25 protein-coding genes and 2 rRNA genes are annotated in these 22,964 nt (G+C 49.4%); 23 read left to right on the top strand and 4 right to left on the bottom strand.

The annotated features are described in order from the left end of the window. Together QXL29_07835 and QXL29_07830 are read left to right on the top strand one after the other, a co-directional pair. Positions 1-1,198, top strand: a 16S ribosomal RNA gene (locus QXL29_07835); the annotation flags it as partial. A 154-nt stretch (positions 1,199-1,352) separates the two neighbouring features. Next, positions 1,353-4,394, top strand: a 23S ribosomal RNA gene (locus QXL29_07830). A gap of 207 nt (positions 4,395-4,601) precedes the next feature. Here the strand turns inward: QXL29_07830 and QXL29_07825 are convergent. The 4 genes from QXL29_07825 to QXL29_07810 all read right to left on the bottom strand — a co-directional run bounded on the left by QXL29_07825 (position 4,602) and on the right by QXL29_07810 (position 5,549). Further along, on the bottom strand, positions 4,602-4,763 hold the full coding sequence (locus QXL29_07825; GenBank protein MEM2284501.1) for a hypothetical protein: 162 nt from the start codon (positions 4,761-4,763) through the stop codon (positions 4,602-4,604). A 6-nt stretch (positions 4,764-4,769) separates the two neighbouring features. After that, positions 4,770-4,907, bottom strand: coding sequence for a hypothetical protein (locus QXL29_07820; GenBank protein ID MEM2284500.1), 138 nt, complete (start codon positions 4,905-4,907; stop codon positions 4,770-4,772). Between the two features lie 81 nt (positions 4,908-4,988). Next, positions 4,989-5,156: a hypothetical protein gene (locus QXL29_07815; protein ID MEM2284499.1), complete on the bottom strand. Its 168-nt coding sequence runs from the start codon at positions 5,154-5,156 to the stop codon at positions 4,989-4,991. A 111-nt stretch (positions 5,157-5,267) separates the two neighbouring features. Then, positions 5,268-5,549 (bottom strand): acylphosphatase, encoded by a 282-nt coding sequence (locus QXL29_07810; protein MEM2284498.1) that lies wholly within the window; start codon positions 5,547-5,549, stop codon positions 5,268-5,270. 62 nt (positions 5,550-5,611) lie between these two features. Here QXL29_07810 and QXL29_07805 point away from each other — a divergent pair, with 62 nt between their 5' ends. The 21 genes from QXL29_07805 to QXL29_07705 form a co-directional block, all read left to right on the top strand. Continuing rightward, a complete protein-coding gene (locus tag QXL29_07805; protein ID MEM2284497.1) occupies positions 5,612-6,625 on the top strand; it encodes an RsmB/NOP family class I SAM-dependent RNA methyltransferase in 1,014 nt (337 codons plus the stop codon). After that, on the top strand, positions 6,604-7,194 hold the full coding sequence (locus QXL29_07800) for a hypothetical protein (protein ID MEM2284496.1): 591 nt from the start codon (positions 6,604-6,606) through the stop codon (positions 7,192-7,194). Before QXL29_07805 ends, QXL29_07800 begins: the two co-directional genes overlap by 22 nt. A 34-nt stretch (positions 7,195-7,228) precedes the next feature. Beyond that, positions 7,229-7,792 (top strand): class IV adenylate cyclase, encoded by a 564-nt coding sequence (gene cyaB, locus QXL29_07795; protein MEM2284495.1) that lies wholly within the window; start codon positions 7,229-7,231, stop codon positions 7,790-7,792. Continuing rightward, a complete protein-coding gene (locus QXL29_07790) occupies positions 7,789-8,595 on the top strand; it encodes an SAM-dependent chlorinase/fluorinase (protein ID MEM2284494.1) in 807 nt (268 codons plus the stop codon). Before cyaB ends, QXL29_07790 begins: the two co-directional genes overlap by 4 nt. A 115-nt stretch (positions 8,596-8,710) precedes the next feature. Next, the gene (locus QXL29_07785; protein MEM2284493.1) at positions 8,711-9,247 is read left to right on the top strand and encodes a nicotinamide-nucleotide adenylyltransferase; all 537 of its coding nucleotides are present in this window, start codon (positions 8,711-8,713) and stop codon (positions 9,245-9,247) included. Then, a complete protein-coding gene (gene rtcA / locus QXL29_07780) occupies positions 9,244-10,299 on the top strand; it encodes an RNA 3'-terminal phosphate cyclase (GenBank protein MEM2284492.1) in 1,056 nt (351 codons plus the stop codon). The genes QXL29_07785 and rtcA overlap by 4 nt, the downstream gene beginning before the upstream one ends. Before the next feature lie 75 nt (positions 10,300-10,374). Next, positions 10,375-11,115 carry an FKBP-type peptidyl-prolyl cis-trans isomerase gene (locus QXL29_07775; GenBank protein ID MEM2284491.1) on the top strand — a complete coding sequence of 247 codons (741 nt, stop codon included), beginning with the start codon at positions 10,375-10,377 and terminating at the stop codon, positions 11,113-11,115. Continuing rightward, on the top strand, positions 11,090-12,313 hold the full coding sequence (locus tag QXL29_07770) for a translation initiation factor IF-2 subunit gamma (protein MEM2284490.1): 1,224 nt from the start codon (positions 11,090-11,092) through the stop codon (positions 12,311-12,313). The genes QXL29_07775 and QXL29_07770 overlap by 26 nt, the downstream gene beginning before the upstream one ends. Positions 12,314-12,327: 14 nt before the next feature. Continuing rightward, a complete protein-coding gene (locus QXL29_07765) occupies positions 12,328-12,726 on the top strand; it encodes a hypothetical protein (GenBank protein MEM2284489.1) in 399 nt (132 codons plus the stop codon). A gap of 36 nt (positions 12,727-12,762) precedes the next feature. After that, positions 12,763-13,281: a DNA-directed RNA polymerase gene (locus tag QXL29_07760; GenBank protein MEM2284488.1), complete on the top strand. Its 519-nt coding sequence runs from the start codon at positions 12,763-12,765 to the stop codon at positions 13,279-13,281. A gap of 5 nt (positions 13,282-13,286) precedes the next feature. Continuing rightward, the gene (gene spt4, locus QXL29_07755; protein MEM2284487.1) at positions 13,287-13,505 is read left to right on the top strand and encodes a transcription elongation factor subunit Spt4; all 219 of its coding nucleotides are present in this window, start codon (positions 13,287-13,289) and stop codon (positions 13,503-13,505) included. 223 nt (positions 13,506-13,728) lie between these two features. Continuing rightward, positions 13,729-15,375: an archaeosortase/exosortase family protein gene (locus tag QXL29_07750; GenBank protein MEM2284486.1), complete on the top strand. Its 1,647-nt coding sequence runs from the start codon at positions 13,729-13,731 to the stop codon at positions 15,373-15,375. A gap of 2 nt (positions 15,376-15,377) precedes the next feature. Continuing rightward, entirely contained in the window at positions 15,378-16,328 is a 951-nt protein-coding gene (locus QXL29_07745; protein ID MEM2284485.1) for a MoxR family ATPase, read from the top strand. Continuing rightward, positions 16,309-17,016 (top strand): hypothetical protein, encoded by a 708-nt coding sequence (locus tag QXL29_07740; GenBank protein ID MEM2284484.1) that lies wholly within the window; start codon positions 16,309-16,311, stop codon positions 17,014-17,016. Before QXL29_07745 ends, QXL29_07740 begins: the two co-directional genes overlap by 20 nt. Beyond that, positions 17,013-17,702 carry a hypothetical protein gene (locus QXL29_07735; protein MEM2284483.1) on the top strand — a complete coding sequence of 230 codons (690 nt, stop codon included), beginning with the start codon at positions 17,013-17,015 and terminating at the stop codon, positions 17,700-17,702. The genes QXL29_07740 and QXL29_07735 overlap by 4 nt, the downstream gene beginning before the upstream one ends. Beyond that, positions 17,695-17,949, top strand: a complete 255-nt coding sequence (locus QXL29_07730) for a hypothetical protein (GenBank protein MEM2284482.1) — start codon at positions 17,695-17,697, stop codon at positions 17,947-17,949. The genes QXL29_07735 and QXL29_07730 overlap by 8 nt, the downstream gene beginning before the upstream one ends. Then, complete coding sequence (locus tag QXL29_07725) at positions 17,949-19,712, top strand: hypothetical protein (protein MEM2284481.1); 1,764 nt, start codon at positions 17,949-17,951, stop codon at positions 19,710-19,712. Before QXL29_07730 ends, QXL29_07725 begins: the two co-directional genes overlap by 1 nt. Continuing rightward, positions 19,693-20,532 (top strand): hypothetical protein, encoded by an 840-nt coding sequence (locus QXL29_07720; GenBank protein ID MEM2284480.1) that lies wholly within the window; start codon positions 19,693-19,695, stop codon positions 20,530-20,532. The genes QXL29_07725 and QXL29_07720 overlap by 20 nt, the downstream gene beginning before the upstream one ends. After that, on the top strand, positions 20,516-22,234 hold the full coding sequence (locus tag QXL29_07715) for a DUF58 domain-containing protein (GenBank protein MEM2284479.1): 1,719 nt from the start codon (positions 20,516-20,518) through the stop codon (positions 22,232-22,234). Before QXL29_07720 ends, QXL29_07715 begins: the two co-directional genes overlap by 17 nt. Positions 22,235-22,279: 45 nt before the next feature. Continuing rightward, the gene (locus QXL29_07710) at positions 22,280-22,696 is read left to right on the top strand and encodes a hypothetical protein (GenBank protein ID MEM2284478.1); all 417 of its coding nucleotides are present in this window, start codon (positions 22,280-22,282) and stop codon (positions 22,694-22,696) included. Beyond that, the coding region (locus QXL29_07705) for a DUF1616 domain-containing protein (GenBank protein ID MEM2284477.1) at positions 22,690-22,964 on the top strand (275 nt) is incomplete at its 3' end. The genes QXL29_07710 and QXL29_07705, both read left to right, overlap by 7 nt.

The raw sequence follows: 22,964 nt of genomic DNA, 5'->3' as shown, positions 1-22,964 counted from the left end.
CGGGAGCCCCCAGATGGGCCCTGAGACAAGGGCCCAGGCCCTACGGGGCGCACCAGGCGCGAAAACTCCGCAATGCGGGCAACCGTGACGGGGTCACCCCGAGTGCCCCGAAGAGGGGCTTTTCCCCTCCGTAAGATGGAGGGGGAATAAGCGGGGGGCAAGTCTGGTGTCAGCCGCCGCGGTAATACCAGCCCCGCGAGTGGTTGGGACGGTTATTGGGCCTAAAGCGCCCGTAGCCGGCCCGGCAAGTCCTCCCTTAAAACTCGGGGCTCAACCCCGAGACGGGGGGGATACTGTCGGGCTAGAGGGCGGGAGAGGCCGGCGGTACTCCCGGGGTAGGGGCGAAATCCGCTGATCCCGGGAGGACCACCAGTGGCGAAGGCGGCCGGCTGGAACGCGCCTGACGGTGAGGGGCGAAAGCCGGGGGAGCGAACCGGATTAGATACCCGGGTAGTCCCGGCTGTAAACGATGCGGGCTAGGTGTTGGACGGGCTTAGAGCCCGTCCAGTGCCGCAGGGAAGCCGTTAAGCCCGCCGCCTGGGGAGTACGGCCGCAAGGCTGAAACTTAAAGGAATTGGCGGGGGAGCACCACAAGGGGTGGAGCCTGCGGCTCAATTGGAGTCAACGCCCGGAATCTTACCGGGGGCGACAGCAGGATGATGGCCAGGCTAACGACCTTGCCTGACGCGCTGAGAGGAGGTGCATGGCCGTCGCCAGCTCGTGTTGTGAAATGTCCGGTTAAGTCCGGCAACGAGCGAGACCCCTGCCCCTAGTTGCTACTCGGTCCTTCGGGACCGAGGCACACTAGGGGGACTGCCGCCGTTTAAGGCGGAGGAAGGAGGGGGCCACGGCAGGTCAGCATGCCCCGAAACCCCCGGGCTGCACGCGGGCTACAATGGCGGGGACAGCGGGACCCGACCCCGAAAGGGGGAGGTAATCCCTCAAACCCCGCCGTAGTTGGGATCGAGGACTGTAACTCGTCCTCGTGAACGAGGAATCCCTAGTAACCGCGCGTCAACATCGCGCGGTGAATACGTCCCTGCTCCTTGCACACACCGCCCGTCGCTCCACCCGAGTGGGGGGAGGGTGAGGCTCATTCTGTGGGCTCTCCTGCAGGGTGGGTCGAACCCTCCCTCCGCGAGGGGGGAGAAGTCGTAACAAGGTAGCCGTACCGGAAGGTGCGGCTGGATCACCTCCTTTGCTCCCCGGGTTGGGGTGGTTGCTTACGTGAGTGTTTGGGTGGCTCCTTAATGAGGTCTGGGAGGGTTTCCTCCTAGACTGACCGGCGCGAACTCACTGATTTAAATGAGCGCCGCGCACAGGCTCCAACAGACTGCACTGGCCAACGCCCTGAGGCGTCGACGCCAAGCCGTCCGGTGGATGGCTCGGCTCGGGCGCCGAGGAAGGGCGCGGCAAGCTGCGATATGCCCGGGGGAGGCGCACGCAGCCGTCGAACCCGGGATCCCCGAATGGGACTTCCTGCCGGAGGTTAACAGCCTCCGGCGACCCCATTCAGGGGTCGGGAACCCCCCGAACGGAAACATCTTAGTAGGGGGAGGAGAAGAAACCAATCGGGATCCCCTGAGTAGGGGCGACCGAAAGGGGGTTAGCCCAAACCAAACCCGTCGGCGAAGAGTCGGCGGGGATGTGGTGTTGTTGAGCCTCCGGCTGGGCTTCGAGCCCGGGAGGCCGACCCACAGTAGCCGAAGTGGGCTGGAAAGCCCCACCGAAGAGGGTGATAGTCCCGTAGGCGAAACTGTGGGGGCCTCTGCCGGAGGCTAGAGTACCACGGCTTGGTTTTGCCGTGGGAAGCTGGGGGTCACTGACCTCCAAGGCTAAATACGTCCCGAGACCGATAGCGCACTAAGTACCGTGAGGGAAAGCTGAAAAGAACCCCGTGAGGGGGGTGAAAAGAGCCTGAAACCGGATGGCCAATCACGGTGCGGCTCGTAAGGAGTGAAGCCCTCCGAAGGAAAAACGGGCGACCGTTGAGTACGAGGAGGGTGGACCGGGGTCGCACCGTCCGTCTTGAAACACGGGCCGGGGAGTTCACGGCAGTGGCGAGCTTAAGGGGGTTAACCCCGAAGGCGTAGGGAAACCGACAAGCCCGCAACGGGTAAGACCCGTGAGGGGCGGGGTCTGCAAGGGCCCGGAGTCACTGCCGTGAGACCCGAAACCGGGCGATCTAGGCGGGGGTAGGGCGAAGCCGGGGGAAACCCCGGTGGAGGCCCGAAGGGGTGCTGACGTGCAATTCGCTCCCATGACCTCCGCCTAGGGGCAAAAGACCAATCTAGCCCGGTGATAGCTGGTTCCCTCCGACATGAGTCTTAGCTCAGCCCCGCCTGAGGTGGGTTACGGGGTAGAGCTACGGATTAGGGGCACCGTGGGCCGGAAGGCCCCGGACTCCTAGTCCAACTCCGAACCCGTGACCACCGTAGAAGGCGGGAGTGGGGCTCCCCGGGGTAAGCCTGGGGGCCGAGAGGGGAACAACCCAGACCGGGGTTAAGGCCCCTAAGTGCCGGCTAAGTGCCAAGCGTAAAGGGCGTCCGCGGCCTAAGACAGCGGGAAGGTGGGCCTAACAGCAGCCATCCTCTAAGGAGTGCGTAACAGCTCACCCGCCGAGGCCGCGGGCCCCGAAAATACGTCGGGGCTTAAGCCGGCCGCCGAGACCCCGGGGCACGGCCTCACTGAGGCCGTGATCCGGTAGGAGGGCGTCGGGGTGGGGCAGAAGCCGGGCCGTGAGGTCCGGTGGACCCGCTCCGAGTGCGGATCCCGGCGGTAGTAACAGCAAAGTGGGGTGGGAATCCCCACGGCCATAAGGGCCAGGGTTCCTCAGCAACGGTCGTCAGCTGAGGGTTAGCCGGTCCTAAGGCGGCCCTTAACCGGAGTCGCCGAAAGGGAAACGGGTTAATATCCCCGTGCCGCGGGGGTAGGTGCGGCAACGCAAGCCCGAACCCTGACGCGTCGGGGTAGACCGACCGGGGCAGTCGCTCCGGCTAACTACCCGAAGGCCGGGAAGTACCGTAATGGTGAGAACCGGCTGAAGGGGGGAATGGCCCCCGTTAGGGGGTTCGGTCAATCCCTGGCGCCCTTGAAAAGGGGTTCGGGAACGATCCCCCGCGCCCGTACCGAGAACCGACACAGGTGCCCCTGGGTGAGAAGCCCAAGGCCTGTGGGGTCTAACCCAGGCTAGGGAACTCGGCAAATTAGCCCCGTAACTTAGGGAGAAGGGGTGCCTGCGGTTCTGCGGAAAACCCGTGGAACCGCGGGCCGCAGTGACTAGGGGGTCCTGACTGTTTAATAAAAACACAGCTCCCCGCTAGCCCGAAAGGGTGTGTACGGGGGGTGAATCCTGGCCACTGGCGGTACGTGAAGCCCGGGTACAACCGGGTGAAGCGCCGCTGAAGGCCGGGGGTAACTCTGACCCTCTTAAGGTAGCCAAATGCCTTGCCGGGTAAGTTCCGGCGCGCATGAATGGATCAACGAGGGCCCCACTGTCCCAGCCTGGGTCCCCGTGAAGCCCACGGAGCCGGTGCACAGGCCGGCATCCCCCCGTAGGGAGAGAAGACCTCGTGGAGCTTTACCGCAGCCTGGCGTTGGCTCTCGGGTTGCGGTGCGTAGCGTAGGCGGGAGGCTGTGAACCCGCTCTTTCGGGGGCGGGTGAGCCGAAAGTGAAACACCGCCTACCGCGGTCTGGGGGTCTAACCCCGGGGTAGCCCGGGGGACAGCGTCAGGTGGGCGGTTCGGCTGGGGCGGCACGCCCGCGAAAAAGCAACACGGGCGCCCAAAGGTCGGCTCAGGCGGGTCAGAACTCCGCCGTAGAGTGCAAGGGCAAAAGCCGGCCTTACCAGACCCTGCGTCGTGAGGGGTCTGGTCGGGAAACCGCGGCCTAGCGAACGCTCGTGCCCCCTTCAGTGGGGGCCGGGCATGACAGAAAAGTTACCCCGAGGATAACAGGGTCGTCGCGGGCGAGAGTCCCCATCGACCCCGCGGTTTGCTACATCGATGTCGGCTCTTCCCATCCTGGCGGTGCAGCAGCCGCCAAGGGTGGGGCTGCCCGCCCATTAAAGGGGAACGTGAGCTGGGTTTAGAGCGTCGTGAGACAGCTCGGACTCTACCCACGGGGGGTGCGGGCCGCCTGAGGGGAAGGTCTCCCTAGTACGAAAGGAACGGGAGGCCGCGGCCTATGGTGTACCGGCTGTCCGGCAGGGCAGGCCGGGCAGCTACGCCGTAGGAGCTAACCGCTGAAAGCATCTAAGCGGGAAGCTCCCCCCGAAAAGAGGCGGCCGCTCCCTTCCGGGTTTCCCGGGAGGGGGGAGGGCACCCGTAGAAGACGGGTTTGATGGGGCGGGGGTGTATGCCCGCCGCTCCCAACAGCCCGATGTCGACGCTTTCCTCTAGGGTGTTGGCCAGTGCGGTGTTGATTGAGTCTGTGCGCGGCGCTTAATCATTTGTTTCTTCTTGACTCGTGTGGAGACTGAGTTACTAGGGAGAAAACAGCTTAATGCGGCTTTACTTAGATGTTGTGTCTCCTATTTTACGGTTGAAAGTCTAGTTCTTTAGGGTGGGGAGGAGGTCAGTTAGCAAGGCTTGAGGAATCGTTAAATATGTTTCTGTATTGCTATGGAGAGTATCGGGTCTGGGATCGTGTAGTGCTCACCCCTCTTCTTTGCTATGCCTGCCTTAACGAGTCTCTGGAGTAACGTGTTGAAGCTATGATCGTCTATCTCAACACCCTCACTAAACTCTAGTGCTTTCTTCAACTCACCCTATCTCGCGGGTCTTTGAGACACTAGCTTGAGTATAGTCCTGAATCTCTTCTCAGTCCTAGTCTTCGATAAGAATCTCTTCACTTCCTCAGCTTCCTGCCTAGAAACAACCTCTACGACACTCTCCAAGTCTCTCACTCTGTTTAAGTAGCTCTGCCCGAAGAAAGTTAACCAGCCGATAATACCGTCAAGTCTCTCAACAACTCCTAAATCAATTGTTTACTGACTATCACGCTTGCTCTCGCTCTCAGCAAACTCATTCAACTTTTCTAGGAGAGAAACAACACTAAACCTCTCTTTCCTCCACCACCTCAAGAAAACCCTAGCAAGAGAAGCATTTATCTCAACACCACTAACACTCCTCAGAGAGTTTAGTAGCATACTCATGAAAGCCTTATCCTGGAAGTCTTAGGAGCTAAATTAAAATAGCAATGACTTACCACCAGTAACTGGGGCGGTTGTGCTAGTTAATGAGTCTTTGCTTGGCTTAAGCTTCAGCTAATATCTTATTCTGAAAGTCTTGAACTCTCTGGTACATTCAGAATACTTAACTTCTACTTTCTCGACGACGGCTGTTGGGGGCCCTCTGCGGGCCCACTTAATCAATTCTTCTACTCTCGCGGGAACCCCCTCAACAACTGCTTCTACACTCCCGTCTGGGAGGTTGCGGACCCAGCCAGCAACGCCGAGTCTTAAAGCTACGTCACGCATAGTCGACCTGAAGAAGACTCCCTGAACTAGTCCGTAAATCCTTAAGTGAGCTCTCACACACTCACTCACTGCCGAGCCCCAAGAATATTTATTTAAGGTGGTTTAGGTATTAAGTCAAATGAAGATGTGTCTTGAAGAACCTGCTACAACATCTTAGAGAGAGAATTCGAGTGAGTAAGGAAGTAGAAGAGCTTGCGAGTAGGTATGGCTACAGACCCTACATGGTGAGTAGGTATCTAGAGATTCTCGGAGACTTGAGAGAAGTTGAGGAGTTGTTGAGAGCGTTTGAAAAGAAGTTGAGACCTAGTATAAGGTGTAATAAGCTGAAGTTGAGTGACTGTAGAGAACTTGTAGAGAGGTTGAGAAAACTAGGTTTTCAGCTAGAGAGTATTGAGTGGTTTAGTGAAGCTTACGAAGTTGTTAGAGAGCCTGAGAAGCCCTCGCTAGGCTCGACAAACGAGTACTTACTAGGTTTCTATTACCTCTACAGAGGCAAGGCTTCTCTACTACCCCCCACAATACTTAACCCCTCACGAGAAGACGAGGTAGTAGACTTAGCGGCAGCGCCAGGAGGTAAAACAACGCACATGGCTCAAATAATGAGGAATGAGGGACTCATAGTAGCTCTAGAACCAAACGAAGAGAGAGTGAGGGTCTTGAGAAACAATATCGAGAGGTTAGGCGTCAAGAACGCCGTAGTGTTGAGGCTTGACGGGAGGAGAGTTAGTAAAGTCTTCAAGAACTTCTTCACTAAGGCCTTGCTTGACGCCCCGTGTACGGGGGAGGGGATAATCATGATAGACCCTTCAAGAAAAACAAAGACTTCTTTAGAAGACTTGATGAGTCATCACGTGAAGCAGAAAGAACTGCTAGAGAACGCGCTAGACTCTCTCAAGAGTGGTGGGAGGATACTCTACACGACGTGTTCTATAGCGCCTGAAGAAAACGAGTTAGTCTTGAGTGAGGTTTTGAGGAGGAGAGATGATGTGAGGGTCTTGAGTCTTGAAGCGCCCGTGAGGCTGGCTCCACCCGTGACCAACTACTACGGTATAGACATAGACGAGAGAGTTAGGCTGTGTGGCAGGACGTACCCCCACATACACGGGATGGAGGGGTTCTTCATATGCTTGATGGAGCTAGAGTGAGGTGTGATAAAGCGTCGGTAGCGGATTTCGCTGGGGAGTTGCCGCCGCACGTTAGTGAGTACCTGGTGAGGAGGTATGCTGACGCGACACTACTCCTCTGTACCGGCAGGTTTACTGAGGTCTTCGTGCTGAGTAAACCGCTTGCTAGAGTAGTAGACGAGGTGCTCTCAAGAGGTATCACGCCGTACTCAGCAGGACTATACTTGGGTAGGCTCAGGAAGGGCGTGCCGCGCTTCATACCCTCAACCAACATACTCCAAGAAATATACGATGAAATCGGTAGAGTGATTAACGCGTTTGTCGTGGCTGACGAGGGTCTTAAGCCTTTCCTTTACGGGGGAGACATACTGAGGAAGTCTGTATTGGGTTGTTATCAGCCAGTGAAGAAGAGAGAAGTGGTAGCTATACTTGGGGCAGACATGAGAGTCTACGGTCTGGGACTCTCTAAGGTAGACAGCTGTGAAGAACTGAGTGAGAAGAGAGACTTAGATGAGGTAGCTTCAAACATTTTCGACGTTGGCTGGTATATTAGGGGTGAAGTACGCGGGGAGAGGAAATACAAGACTTAAGCTCTCTAGAAGCCATAACTAGTGGTGAGTCCTCATAACAACGAGAGAATATGAGGTTAAGATAAGAGTGAGTGACTTGAAGAGCGTGGAAGAGAAGCTAGTTAGTAGTGGGTGGGTACTGGAAGACTCTCTTCTAGAAGAAGACCGTTACGTAGACTTAACACACTGTGTAGGCAGCCCCGCACGCCAGATAGCTCTACGCGTGAGGATTAGAAAAAGCTTCTTGAGGGGTGAGTCAGTAGCTGAGCTGACTTTTAAGGGAGCTTTAATAGAGGAGGGGATTAAAGCACGTGAAGAGATAACTACCCCCCTAGAAGACCCAGAAAAAATAACTAAGATGCTCGTACTCTCAGGCTTCCCAATAATAACGATAAAGAAGAAGAGGAGAGTGTACTCAGCTACGGGGAATAAGGCGAGAATATACTTAGACGAGGTAGAAGGGCTGGGAAACTACGTTGAGGTAGAAGTAGTGAATCCTGAGTCAAGAGAAGAATACTTGAGTATCTTAAACAAGGTCAAGAGTGAGTTAGGGCTGAGTAAAGAAGAAAACATAATTAAGTCGTATCTCGAGCTCAGGATGGAGGCTAGAAAGAAGTGAGGCCGCTAATAGCTGTATTAACAGACTACGGACTTAAAGACCACTACGTTGGGCACTTGAAGGCAGTAATAAAGCTAGTATGTCCTGAGGCAGAAATAATAGACATAACGCACGACATACCAAAATATAACGTGGTTTTAGGGTCTCACATACTAAAAATAAGTAAGAAGTACTTGCCGAGAAAGACCGTGGTTTTAGCTGTAGTAGACCCTGGAGTCGGGAGTCCTAGACGAAACATAATAATCGAGACGCGTGAGCGAGTTTACGTAGGGCCTGACAACGGTCTCTTAATACCGGCGACTGCTGAGGAGGAGCCGAGAGCTTACGAGATAGACGTTAATAGAGTGAGGATTGGTGAGGTGACTCCAACATTCCACGGGAGAGACATATACGCTCCTGCAGCAGCTATGATAGCTTGTGGTGTGAGTCCTGAGTCTCTAGGGAATCAATTAATGTATGAGGACTTGGTCAGGCCTCCAGCAGAGTTGGGTTGGGCTGAAGTAGTTGGAGAGAGTCTTAAAGCCAAGATAATACACGTAGACGATTTCGGGAACTTAATCACTTCATTGAGTAAGGAGACGTTAGAGGACGTGCTTAACGTCAGGGTAGGTGATAAGATAGGCATTACTACAGACCTCAAAAACTGGCGTGAGGCTAGGTACGTTAAGAGCTTCTCGCACGTGCGTGAGGGTGAGTTAGCAGTATATGAAGGTAGCTACGAGTTAATCGAGATAGCAGTATATATGGGTAGGGCCGCAGACCTAATAAGAGGGACTGAAGTAATGCTGAAGCCGCTCAAGTAATTAATGTTTGGAGGTAGTTCTCAGCACTAACTACGCGCGGTCCTCAAAATAGTTTATTGCTTGAAAGTGTTTGAATATAAGAACTACTCAGTATTCGTTAATAGGGTGGGACTTGATGGTGTGGGAAGATGTTGTGAGGGCTGTGTTTCCCGGCAGGTTTCAGCCAATTCATTTAGGGCACCTTAAAGTAATTGAGTGGGCTCTAACTAAAGTTGATGAACTCATAATAGCTATAGGGACTGCTCAAGAATCACACACGATAGTCAATCCTTTCACAGCTGGTGAGAGAGTCTTGATGATTAGAGAAGCTTTGAAGGAGTACTCAGTAGATCTCTCGAGAGTCTACATAATCCCGGTACCAGACATCTTAATGAATTCTGTGTGGCCTCAATACCTACAGATGTACGTGCCTAAATTCCGTTACGGAGTGGCTAGGAATCCTCTAGTCTTGAGACTCTTCAGAGACTCTGGTTATGAGGTGTTAGTACCGCCGCCTTTCGAGAGAGGTAGGTACTCCTCAACTACTATAAGGAAGCTGATGTTAGTAGGTGACGAGAGCTGGAGAGAGCTAGTACCGCGTTCTGTAGCTAAGTTGATAGATGAGGTAAGAGGTGTTGAGAGGCTTAAGGAAGTGACAGGGATGGATAGATGATCTTGATTGACGGCTCCTACGGTGAGGGGGGCGGGCAAATACTCAGACTCTCTGTAGCGCTCTCATGCATAACGGGTGAGGATATTAAGGTATTCAACATAAGAGCTAAGAGAGATAATCCCGGGCTACGACCACAACACCTCACGTCAATCAAGATAGCTGGGGAGATATGTAAGGCTCACGTTGAGGGCTTGAGTGTAGGGTCTACAGAGATAGTATTTAAGCCCTCAACAATAAGTCCTAGAGACTCTGAGTTTGATGTGGGGACGGCTGGTTCAGTAACTCTAATCATGCAGACTATACTACCTATACTAGCTTTTAGCGAGAGGAGAGCTGAGATAACGTTGAGGGGCGGCACAGACGTCCCATGGTCTCCACCAATAGATTACGTGAGGTTCGTCATGTTACCTCACTTATCGAGAATGAGTTACTACGTTGAAGTAGATTTGCTGAGGAGAGGTCACTACCCGAGAGGCGGTGGTTTAGTTAAGGTCAGGAACCTCAACACACCGAAAGGCTTCACACCACTCAACATGCTGGAGAGGGGTGAGGTGAGGGTCGTCAGGGGAGTATCACATAGTGTTAAGTTGCCTGGAGACGTGGCTTTGAGGCAGGCTGAGAGTGCTAAGAAGCTACTAGTTAGTAGGGGGGTTGCAGCACCAATAGACATAAAGCTAGAGACTTACAAAGAAGGTGAGGACCCGCACTTAGGTCCCGGCTCGGGCATAGTACTCTGGGCCGAGACCAGAAACTCTATCTTGGGTAGTGACTCGTTAGGAGCTAAAGGTAAGAGAGCTGAGGTGGTAGGGACTGAAGCGGCTGAGAAGCTTATTCAAGACCTCAACTACGGCGTAGCGCTCGACAGGCACATGTCAGACAATATACTAATATACTTAGCACTCAGCGAGAAACCCTCGACAATCACTGGCGCAGAATACAGCATGCACGCACACACAGCTTTATGGGTGTTAAGACAGTTCTTGAAGATAGAGTATGAAGTCAGTGGCGAGCTGGGGAAACCATTCAAGTTAACGATTCGCCCAAAGCAGTGAAGGAAGATAAGAGAATGTTAGTAGGTGTGTTTTGCTTAAATAGTTCGTGTTGGATTTATCTTGGTGTGTGAAGGGATGCCTTTCAAGAGTAACGATATGTTGTTAGTCGATTACGCGATATTCGTTAAGGAGACTGGAGAGTTAGTAGACACGACTATTGAGTCTTTAGCTAGGCAACACAAGAAATACGAGGAGGGCAGAGTTTACGGTCCTGAGTTATTAGTTGTTGGTGAGGGAAGGTACATAAGAGGGTTTGAGGAAGCTGTTTCAGGAGTTGAGGAGCTTGGTAAGAAGTATGAGGTAGAGATCCCGCCAGACAAGGCTTACGGTGAGAGAGACCCTGACAAGGTTAGGGTCTTTCCCGCAAGGCTGTTCTTGAAGAATAACATAACCCCTGATGTGGGTAAGGAGGTAACCATCAATAACGCTGTGGGGAGGATAATAGCAGTTACTGGGGGGAGAGTGACTGTCGATTTTAACCACCCGTTAGCAGGCAAAACACTTAAGGCAGAGTTCACGGTGATTAAGAAGCTTGAAGACAATGAAGAGAAGGTGAGGTACTTAATTAAGAGGAGGATTAAGACTCTTGACGTGAGTGCTGTTAAGGTTTCTTTAAAGAGTGGGGAGGGCGTTGTTGAGGTAGAGTTGCCTAAAGACTACAGGTTTAGTGAGAATATTCAGATAACTAAGTATCTAATTTCTAGAGACATACTGAAGTGGCTAGAAGGTTTTAAGGAGGTAGTCTTTATAGAGAGGTTCGAGAGCGCTGAGTTCAGGGGTGGTGAAGCGAGTGCATCAAGAGAAGAAACAACCTGAGGTAAACATAGGTGTTGTAGGACACGTAGATCACGGGAAGACAACCCTAGTTCAGGCGTTGACGGGGATATGGACTGGCAGACATTCTGAGGAACTCAAGAAAGCTATGACTATAAAGCTCGGGTACGCGGACGGAGACATATACGAGTGTCCTGGAGCTGAGCCTAGCCGCAGGTACGTGCCTCAACCCACGTGTAAGGACAGCACCTACAGGAGGAGCGTCTCATACGTTGACGCTCCAGGTCATGAAGTACTGATGGCTACTATGCTCTCAGGTGCTGCGTTAATTGACGGCGCTTTACTTGTTGTGGCCGCCAACGAGCCCTGCCCGCAACCCCAGACTAGAGAGCATTTCGTTGCTCTCAACATAATAGGTGTTAAGAACGTGATAGTAGTTCAGAATAAGGTTGACGTAGTGCCTCCGGAGAAGGCTCTAGAGAATTACAGAGCTATCAGAGAGTTTCTGAAGGGGACTCCAGCCGAGGACGCGCCAGTAATACCTGTCAGTGCTCTACATAAGATAAACGTGGATGTCTTGACTACAGCTATCGAGAAGCTAATACCTACTCCCGAGAGGGACTTGAGCTCGCCCCCACTAATGTTTGTTGCTAGGTCCTTCGACGTCAACAAGCCAGGGACTCCACCTGCTGAGTTGAGGGGTGGAGTGATTGGCGGCGCGTTATTGAGGGGCGTTGTTAGAGTAGGTGATGAGATAGAGATAAAGCCCGGTGTTAAGGTTCGTAGGGGAGGGAAAGAATACTACGAACCACTAACTACTGAGGTAGTGAGTATCAAGTTTGGTGATAGGTCTTACAGTGAGGCTAGGCCGGGAGGTCTAGTAGCTCTCGGCACTAAGTTAGACCCTTCTTTAACTAAAGCTGATAGTCTCGTGGGTAACGTGTGTGGTAAGGCGGGGACTGTCCCAGACCCGGTGACGCAAGTCTCTATAAGGTACTCACTACTTGAGAGAGTGCCCGGCACTAAAGAGCAGGTGAGGGTTGAGCCTCTCAAGCCTAAAGACACTATCATGATCACGGCAGGGGTTGCCGTGACGCTAGCTACGGTAGATTCTGTTGGTAGGGAGGTTGCTTCACTAACTCTCAGGAAGCCTATCGTAGCCTGGAGTGGTATGAGAGTCGCAGTTAGTAAGCAAGTCTTAGGTCGCTGGAGGCTCGTGGGCTGGGGACACATAGAGTAGGTTAAGGGTTTTTGATGAGGTTATGTAAGCTATTACTAGATACTAGCACTCTACTACTCGTTAGTGAGGGTATAGACCTTGAGTTTAAGTTGCGTGAAGACCTAGACTGTGATAAGATTGAGTTATACACTCTAGACGTTATAGTGGGTGAGTTGAGGAGTCTTGCTTCAAGCAAGAGTGTTAAGAAAGCTCCTCCAGCTAAGTACGCGCTAGAATATTTAGCTAGTCACGTCACAGTCTTGAGTACGGGGTCTAGCGAAGCATTCGGTGACAAAGCACTACTAAACTACGTTACTTCAAACCCAGACTACATAATAGTGACTCTAGACAAGAAGCTCAGGAAGCTACTGAAGTTAGCTGGTTTTAAGGTAGCTACTTGGTGGTCTAGTAGGCGGAGGTTTTCTATAGCTTAAATTTCTCTACTATGATACTATGTAGGTGGGTTGAGAGTGTTTAGGCTAGTCACGATAGAAGACATCGTGAGGATACCGCCAGAATTCTTTGGTGAAGACCTAGACTTGATTGCTCTCAAGCAACTTAAAGAAAAGTATGTTGGTAGGATAGACCCGGCTCTAGGAATAATAGTTTCTGTGTGGAGAGTTGAGACAGAGCCTGAAGGGAGGATACTGCCTGGTGATGGGGCGACATACCATAAAGTAGTGGCAGACTTACTAACATTCTATCCAGTAACTCAAGAAGTTATTGAGGGTGAGGTAGTTGATGTTAAGAGGACGGGCGTTTTCGTCAACGTAGGTCCTGTAGACGCTTTCGCGCACGTGAGTCAGTTAGCAGACGACAAGCTAGTATATGATGAAGCAAGAGACTCACTAGTAGGAGAAGCTACTAAGATAGTCTTCGCTAAGGGAGATGTAGTGAGGGGTAGAGTAATTAATGTCTCAATAGCACACCCAGTCCACATCAGGATAGGACTAACACTCAGGCAGCCAGGACTAGGTAAGGTGAGGTAACTAAAATGTCTGTGGCGAGAGGTAAGAAACCCTTATTCAAAGCATGCATGAACTGCAGATACTTAGTAAACAAAGACGCAACTAAATGCCCTAACTGCGGCAACGACACATTCACAGAAGACTGGAGAGGAGTCATCTTAATAATAGACCCTGAAAAATCTTCTGTAAGTAAACACCTAAACATCAAGAAAGAAGGTAAGTACGCTCTACAGCTAGGGATTTAACTAGCGACCGACGTTTGTTTTCCCTCGTACTCGGAGGCGGTCATCGAGTGTAGTGGTGATACTTAGCTAGTCTCTTCTTCTGCCTTGAAGGCTAAGCTTGTTAGTTTTAAGCACTAGAGAATGCTGATATGTTTATTAGTTTTAGGGGTCTAGAATTTTAGAGTATGATGTGGTATTGAGGGATTCAGCTACTCTATGTGGCTGGTGTAGTTGATTGAGTCGCGTGAGGGAATATAGGGGTGGCTTGATTGCCGGCTACTTAGTGGTTGTGTCTCTCATAGCTCTACTTCTTCAGAGTATTTATAGAGAGTATGTAGAGAGTGTCGTGAAGCTCATGTTTACTGAAGACTATAGCTATTTATTAGTTTCTTTTATTACAGTCGTGTTTGTGCTCTACCTATCTCTAAGGTATATGGGCTTCACTTACGAGATACAGCCTAGCAGATTACTTGCTTCAGCGTTCTTAGTAGTAACGTCTACTATACTATATCACGTCTCGAAACTAGTGGTAGGGTATTCTCTGAGCATTCTTGGGTTGAGTTTCGCTATCGCGATGATATCGATATTAATATTAGTCTTCAAGCCCGTAACTATAGGAGACGTAGTTCCAGTTTTAACCCCTCTACTCACAGTACCCGTACCAACTAGCGTGATAGATGTAGTGACTACGAACCTCTCACGAGTTGTGGGCAGGGTAGCGGCTGCACTAACTAGCACGGAATTCATTGATACAGGAGCTTTCGCCGCGATCAGGGTTGAGACTAGTCAAGGTCCTTACTTACTCGGTGTTGAAGCCGCGTGTAGCGGGATACTAACACTCAGCACAGTAATAGTAATCTTTCCTCTCCTGGCATATTACATCACGGTCAGCCATGAGAAAGCACTCAAAAAACTCGGGGCCTCGCTACTAGCTCTGCTAGCAGGACTTCTAGTAGGGTTTCTCGGCAACCTAGTGAGGGTAGTGATCATAGTTTTTACTGCAAAGTATTACAGCGTAGACGCTGCGGTAGGAATTTTTCACTACTCTCCCTCAATAATATACGCGTCAATCTCCGTAGTCTTGGCTTATGTCATAATAGATAGAGTTACTCAGGTGAGGTTCATAATACCTAAGCCACTAACGATAGAAGCTTACGTTCCTGAGTTGAGGTGGGGGCACGTGAGCGGGACATTAGCGTCGGCAGTTGTTATTGTGTTACTGATGCAGAGTCTAGTAGCGGTAACCGCGGACGCGGGAACTACTAACGCTAGTCACGCAGTAGTTGAGGTAGGTAACTTAGATGAGGCAGTGAATAATCTGAGTACATACTTATTCAGTAGTGAAGTTAGGGTACTCAGAGTAACGTACGATGACTTCTTAACTAGGGTTAGTGGTGCTTTAGCGACGTACAGAGTGAGAGTCGTTATAGACGACACCGTATATCAGGGATACCTAGAGGTTGTTGATATTCCTGCACGACTCCACACACTTCAGTTGTGTGTGAGCTTACAAGGCTTCAAAATACTGAATTCTTGGAGTGAGTCTCGCAACACGCTCCAATTAAGTCACATAACTATGGAGAAGAGTAATAGTAAGTACATACTGTCGTACACGTTAATACCCGTCATAGTCAAAACTATTGGTAGCGAGCAAGTCTTGTACGCTCGAGTATCTGTGTTCAGACCATATGATACTGCTTCAGACTTAGAAGCTGCTAGGGGAGCCTTAATAAAGGCACTGAATATTAGTGAGGGGCAAGCAACGAGTTTAGGGAATGAGTCTCTAAACGTCCTCAGTATTGTTGGAGTAGTGTTGTTCGTTACTTTGGTTTCGTATATACTCGTTGTTTACGTTTATAGGTATGCTCAATTAATTAAGACGAGGAGTTAAGTATGAGCGCGCTAGACTTTGACAAAACTAGAGAAATGTTGAGGGGGGTTATTAACGAGATCTCGAAAATTTATGTCGGTAAGCATGAGGTAGTGAGGTACGCTATCTCAACACTCTTCGTTGGGGGTCACCTACTAATTGAGGGATACCCCGGAACTGGCAAGACACTACTAGCTAAGGCTCTCGCGAGAGCTATAGGTGGTGAGTACCGGAGAGTGCAGGGTCATCCAGACATACTCCCTAGCGATATCCTCGGTTTCCACATGTATAGACCGAGTGGTGAGAGAGTATTCGTGAGGGGACCTATATTCACTAATATATTACTTTTTGACGAGCTGAATAGAGCTCCCACAAGAACTCAGGCCTCACTACTAGAAGCTATGCAGGAGTATCAGGTCACGGTAGATGGAGTAACTTACCCCATCCCGCGACCACTCATGGTTGTCGCTACTCAAGTTCCGGAGAAGTACGCTATAGGGTCTTACAAGATTATGGAAACTCTCGCTGACAGATTTGCTTTCCAGCTACCAAGCTTCTACAACCCGCCAGAAGAAGAAGCTGAGATAGTCTCGAGAGCTGACGCAATATTGACTCTCCCTATAGAACCCGTGATAAGTCTTGAAGACGTGAGAGCTATTCTCAACTCTATACCGAAACTCGTTGAGGTAAGTAATTTCATAGTAGACTACATTGTTAAGTTGATAAGTTACGTGAGGACTCACCCGGCAGTCGCGTACGGCCCGTCACACCGTGTAACGATAGACCTCATGAAGCTCACGCGAGTACTAGCTATTCTTGAAGGTCGTGAGTACGTGATACCTGATGACGTTAAGTCGATATTCGTAAACGTGGTCGCGCACAGAGTTAAGTTGAAGGAGGAATACGAGCTCGAGAATCTAGACACAGGATCTATTGCTTTAGAGGCATTAAAGAATGTCCCAGTACCGAAGTAGCTTAAGTAAGTTGACGACTCCCGCGCGGGATTACCTCCCCCTACTAATCTTCGTAGCATCATACACTTTATTCTACCTACATAAAAACTCGTTCATAACGCCTTACTTGACAGCCGTAGTAGTTTTCGCGTTTCTCAACGTCATCTTAGTGTTTAGGCACTTGATAGAACACTACTTCACGATCGCGTCATATCTTCTGATAGTGTTTATTTACACTTTACTACACGCGATCCTGGCGAGCGTGCTTGATTACTTGGTAGATGCCGCGCTTATTCTAGCTATACTATTTACTTACGCGTATTACTACTACTCAACAGGAGTCCGAGATTTTTTCCAGCTTTATATACCGTTCGTGATATTAGTCTCGACGATAGTAGGTGTTTACTTAGGTGTTGACTACCCTCTAAGATACATACTCTTAACACTTTTTGACGCTATAGTGTCTGTCGTGGTATCATCAACTAGTAAGAGCGTTTTTTATCGGTATGTGTTCTCTATGCTGTTCTTCATACTACTCTACTACTCGCCGCTCACAGACATCAAAGTAAGTGTCTTACTTTCTTTCGCATCACTACACTTAATTAGGAATAAGCTCGTATTTAGTAGTGGTCGTGAACACTTGAAGTACGCGAATATTGTTCTCGGGCTAGACTTGCTTGTTAAGCCGTGGGTGGTGGCTCTCACATGAATATACGTCTCCTCGTCTTAGGCACGGACATAGTTATAGTCTCGATTCTCCTAGTTGTTTACGGTTTAATCACGAGTGATACGGGACTCGTAGGAGTTGGTGCTTCAATAGGTGTTGTGGGTGGTGTAGTAGTAGTCTATAGCTTTACGCCGGGAGAACCCGCGCTTGACGCAGTACTCAACTACGCTTCAATGTTAGTTCACGCAGCTACAGCGGTAGTAGAAGATCTAGACCTCTTAAATAGTAAAGTCTGTGTTCACGGCACGTCCACGCCAGCATTAATAGTTTTCTCGAAAACAGGGTGTCCTGACAATCCAAACCCGGGTGTGGGCTTTGCTGGTAGCTCACCCTACTTTTCAATACCTGTTGATGTGTTTCGAGATGTTGAGAAGCTAGAAGAGTTGAGTGCTCAACGCTTAGAGGATTCTCTAAATTCGTTAATAGCGGGTGAACTCGCTTTATGTAAGGCTGTCAGGGTTGAGCAGAGGGGTGAGTTCCTCGCAATTAACGTTATCGGGTTAGCAAAACCTCTGGCAGACTATACTAAATACCCTCTCGACCCTGTAGTGTTGTTAGTGCTAGCTACTATTGCGAGACTCGTTGGTGAGAGCAAGATACACTTAGTTGAGAAGGAAGCGACACCAGGATATACTAGACTTGTCGTGAGGGTTGAGAAGATTGCTTAAGAGAGTAGAACTCTTAATACTGATTTACGTCCTACTCACGACCTCTATGAACGCCTCACTATTTATTTTAGGTGAGAACAGGATTGACGCTTACGTAGCCGTGAACGTACTGTCTTACTTCATAACATACGCTGTGGTTAGGCCCTTCCTCGAAACACCACTCTATGTCAAGGTATTGAATGTTGCACTACTACTGTCGTTCATGATCATAGTTGCTCTCAGAGTTTATGAGGTGTTAGTTGGTTGATGAGGAGGCAATACCTACTCACTCTAGTACTAGTTTTGTTGTTGGTTCATCAGATACACACACCAATACTCAAAACATCGAGTAGCAACTCAGACTGCCTGTATTTCCTAGCACTACTAAATATAGTGTTAGACCACGCTATCAAGGGAGACTCTACCGGCGAGTTGATGGCTCGGTACCTCGTCAACGCGTCAACTCCTGCTGACTTGAGAGACCTGCATGTCAGGACTTACAAGACTATCATAGACTATTATAGAGCACTCCACGGAGTTAGTGAGGGACTACAAAACACAGCTCTAATACTGCGTAACATTCAAGAAAGACTTGACTCTATAGAGGCCTATGCTAGTAGACTCGGCACGTGCAGTCACGACCCTGAAGCAGCAAAAACACTACGTGTTTACGTCAGTATGAAGCTAAATACTTTGAGAGAGCAAGTATATCAGTTAATAATTAAATCAATTTACGAAACCCAAAACGAGGGACTCTACACCATAAAACCACTCAAAGACTCATACTCCCCGGGAGAAGTAGTAGAGGTCATCGCCTCAAAGAATATTCAGTTAAGCGCGGTAGAGACGTATGAGTGGCCTAATCTCGTTAAGATAAGTGAGTTTAAACCTAGTGAAGTCAACGAAACACACTACTTGTTTAAGGTAGAGCTACCGCCGGCCTCGCTGATTGAGTCGCTAGGCTTAAGACTTAGAGACGTTCGGCAGTGTTTGCTAGCACTATACTTAAGACTTACGAACGGCTCCTACATACTGGCAGGGTTCACGAGAATACAGTATAGACTACCTGGAGTCCAGCTTGGTTCGCCGAGCGTTATCGAGTATGGTAGCCCGCTACGCGTTACGATAATATCTGACGAGTCATACAACGCGAGCTTGTACTTCAACGACTTTAAAGTCGCTACTCTACTACTCAAGCCAGGCTCTACTACCCTCACGATAGATTATTACCTCACGAACTACACTATCGGTTTAAACAAGGTTAAGCTCTGCGTGAACGCCACAACAGAGACTTTCTCACGATGTCTTGACAGGCCAGTCTATATAGAGCCTCTATACCCTCACGTGAGAGTAATTGCTGAGAACGTTTCTATTGCTTGGCTCGGGTACGTAGCTCTCCTCATTAATAACGTAGACCAGAAAGACTTACACGTGAAGGTCTTTAATTACGGTGAGAAATCTGTTTACGTACCTAGTGGCGGTACTCAAGAAATACTTGTCTACGGCGGGTTCCTGCCTGTTCAATTAGTGAACCTGGTAGTCGAGATAGAGCCTCTAAACGAGTCTTACAGAACACTAAATCTGAACTTAAGCATCTACGTCGTTAATATGCCTGTCATTATCGCGTTAATCTTCATCACAATATTCATCACCACACTAGTAAGCGGGCATGAGCGAAGCTTCATACCAGTAGTTGTTGGTGTGTGGAGGAGGGTGCAGCACGTCCCGCGCAGAGCGGAAGCGCTTGCGAGGAACTTCATCTTAAAGCCTTACGAGCTCGGGTTAAACTCGCGCGTAGCACTACTCTACTACAGCCTCCTCAAGAAGCTGAAATTGAGGCTACCTACCCCTAACGAAACTCTTAGAGAACACTACGTGAGTATATCTCATTCCACGCACGAGAGACTCAGGAGAATCTTGTGGAGATTTTTATTACTGGTTGAGAGAGACCTATACTCTAGTAAGAAACCTACATACCAGGAAGCTGAGACTACTTATCGAGGTGCTTTAAGTGCCGCTGGTGAAGAGTAGACTAATAGTGTTATCTGTTGTGTTGGGGGTCCTCTTAGGACTCTTCATCGTAGTCTCTCTCCCGTCAAACACTGCTTACAGCATAGCTAGTGAAGGACCTAACGGATTGTCTGACCTCTACACGAAACTAGACGTTAAAGTACTGTACTCATTAAGTGAGTTAAGCAACCTCAACAGCGAGAGTATTCTGCTGATTTGTGCTCGCGCCGAACCCCCCGGGGGTGTTAAGCAACTACTTGATTTTGTTGAGGGCGGCGGAGTCGTAGTAGCTTACGGGTCTCCTGAGTATTTAGTTAAGGTTCTTGAGGAGTTAGGCACTCACGCAAGCTTCAAGGGTTACGTGCGTGACGCGGTATTCAACGCAGGTGATTTAGATAGTGTTTTAGTGAATACTACATACGGCAACGCAGTTTTCAGGAAGCCTTACGCGCTAGACGTAGACTTTAGTTCTAGTAGTGTGAGCGTGATTGCGTGGAGTAGTTTGTTCTCGTATGTTGATGTGAGCGGGAATAACTTATACGACTTGAACGAGCCGATAGGTTCGTTCCCTCTCGGTGTTGAGGTAACTCTCGAGAAAGGCAAGATTCTCGTTTTGTTTACGGAGTACTTACTAGAGAATAGTGTCTTAACACACAATCTAGACTTCATTAAAGTTCTCGCTGGTAATAAGACTGTAGTAGTTGATCAGTCGGAGATGAGGTCGCATCTCGTGGAGATTCTGCGAGCTCAGCTAGTTCAGAGGAGCTCGCCCAGTATTTACGTGGTTCTCCCACTACTAGCTTTACTGTCTGTGGTGGCTTATCTTGCGGTCAAGAAGTAAGGTCTTGGAGTACGTGACCTCACTACTTGAGGTTGCCGGCTGTTTCGTTGCTTACGCTACTATAGGCTACCCCGCCCTCGCTTTGCTAGTGTTTCCACTCTTAATACTAGTGAGGAACTCATACATAAAACTCATATCTGCCGTGTCTTACAGTCTAGCACTCACGATGCTGGTGAGCCAGCCTACAGCCTACCTAATATCAATTCTTACAGCTTCAATGAGTACCGCTTACTTCATCCTGTACTCGGGCGAGCGAGAAGTCTTGAAACCTGTCTACACGCTTGTTCTAGTGCTCGCGCCAGTATATCTAGTCTCGCCAAAGACTATCTTGGTCGCTCTTGCTTCAATAACTTCACTCACACTACCTGTAGTTCTAGAGTATTACAGACTTAGTAAGTCTAGAGTTACAGTTTTTCTGTCAAACCCTACTACCTACTTAAACGACTACGTCAACGTAGTAGTTGGGGTAGAGTGTCCCGGCTCCTTCAAGTACTACGTCGAGGTAGGTAATGAACTATATTGTGAGAAGACTGGCGTGAATCAAGTCCTAGAAAACGTTAGGATTAGAGCTAAGATGCTTGGTGTAGGTAGGCAGAGTATTAAGGTAGTAGTAGAGGATTTGAGGCGTCTAGCTAGAGTAGAGCACGGGCCCCACCTGGTAGAGTATACAGTCACGCCGAAATTCGCAGAACTATATAGGCGTGCTGAGAGAGTCTTAGCTGAGTACTCGAGGTATATCTCACCACCAATTATTGCTAAGCTAACGATTCAGTTAACTCCTCTCCCTACTAAGGAGGTTTCAGACCTCCTCACGCCTCAGCCAGGTAGTGCTGGAGTCGCGTCTACGCTTCTAGCAACAACGCCTGAAAGCAAGTATTATGTTGAGAGAGCCGGAATCAAGAAAACTGGCGATATAGAGCTACTAGAGAAGTACTTGCCGTTGCTTGCAGTCCCCATGATAAGGCGTGTGAGGTTTAGTCTTAAGTCACGTTTTGAAGTTAAGATTGTGTGGAAAGTCCCTCGAAAGATTATGGAGAGAGTAATACAGGCTGCGAGAGGGTATTTGGGTGAGTATTTAGGTGTTAGAGAGTATACTCCTGGAGACTCACTAAGACTAATTCACTGGAAGAAGAGTGCTCGCAGGAGTGACGTTATAGATTTGGTTGTTAAAGTTTATAGTGCTAGTGATGTAGAGAAGCACTCTCACCCGTCAAGAAGTATAGTAGTTGCTGACCTCACCGCTACTAACATCATTGAGTTGGATCTGCTACTCCAGACACTATACAGCTACATACTCTCAAGCATAGAATCACAAGCGAGAACACCTAGTGAGTTCTACCTATACTTGATAACGCCGCGCGGCGATACTTACTTCTTAAGAGGTAAGGCAATAGACGTTTTGCTAGGACTTAACACTATAGTGTTAGAAGAGAAACTAACAGCACTATACGACTATACTAGCTGGTTCAGACCTAACCCGCCAGTAACTCACGCGCCGGAAGAAGGGTTTTTAAGAGAACTTACAGAGTATTTCGAAGCTTACGGAGCCGCCGTAGCGAGAGACTTGAAGACTCAGGGGGTTGAGCGTGGGGTGGTAGTACTAATACACTCGAAAGCACTTAACTTCAAGTACTACGTAATCTCAAGTGTTTTCACGAGATACGGGTTTGCTGTCACGGCACCAGGCATTAGCAGGGAGTAAGTCATTTTAATAGTTAGTCATCTAATCACATTATGGTGTTTAAGGGTGTTTAGACTCACAACACTCGCGCTGGTTGTGTTCGCGGGGCTGTTGATTACTTCTCTCCCAGCATGTCTTGCTCAAGAAGATTTGTTGAGTGAGGTAGAGTCAATAATGAAAGACTTAGAATACCTGCATAGTAGGGGTGTTGATGTAGGGCTTGTTGTAGACCTACTAAACAGAGCGATAAGTGAGTATGTTGGAGGAGATGTTAGGGCAGCACGTACTCATCTCGAGGAAGCTAGGAGAGTTGTTGAGGATCTTAAGGCTGGTGCTGAGTCTACGTACTTCAGAATAATCGCTGTGAAGGCAGCGACTGTTGCTTGCTTAGTGTCGATACCTTTAGTAGTTTACTTTGTTCTGCCTAGACTCTACCTCTACCTCTGGTTTAAGCTTCATAGGAAGTGGGTTGTGAGGTGGTAGAGTTGATTATTGATGATGAGGTCTTCGCCGTGATACTTGCTGTGAGTGTTGTCGCGTCAGTTATTGGAGTAGTGAGTGTGGTTAGACCAGAAGTTACGGAGCCCTTCACAGCGCTTGGCTTACTAAATGAGGATTGCAGGATTGGTTACTACCCCAAGACAGCCGTGAATGACTCAACCCTGAGATTGTGTTTCTTTGTTTCGAACTATATGGGTAAGCCTACCTACTATAAGGTCGTGTATAAGATTGGTGATAGCGAGACTATACC

Origin of the sequence: Zestosphaera sp. (genome assembly GCA_038843015.1) — an archaeon.
GTDB lineage: Archaea > Thermoproteota > Thermoprotei_A > Sulfolobales > NBVN01 > Zestomicrobium.
The sequence above is the reverse complement of the archived record's forward strand: the minus strand, read 5'-3'. Positions and strand labels throughout refer to the sequence as shown.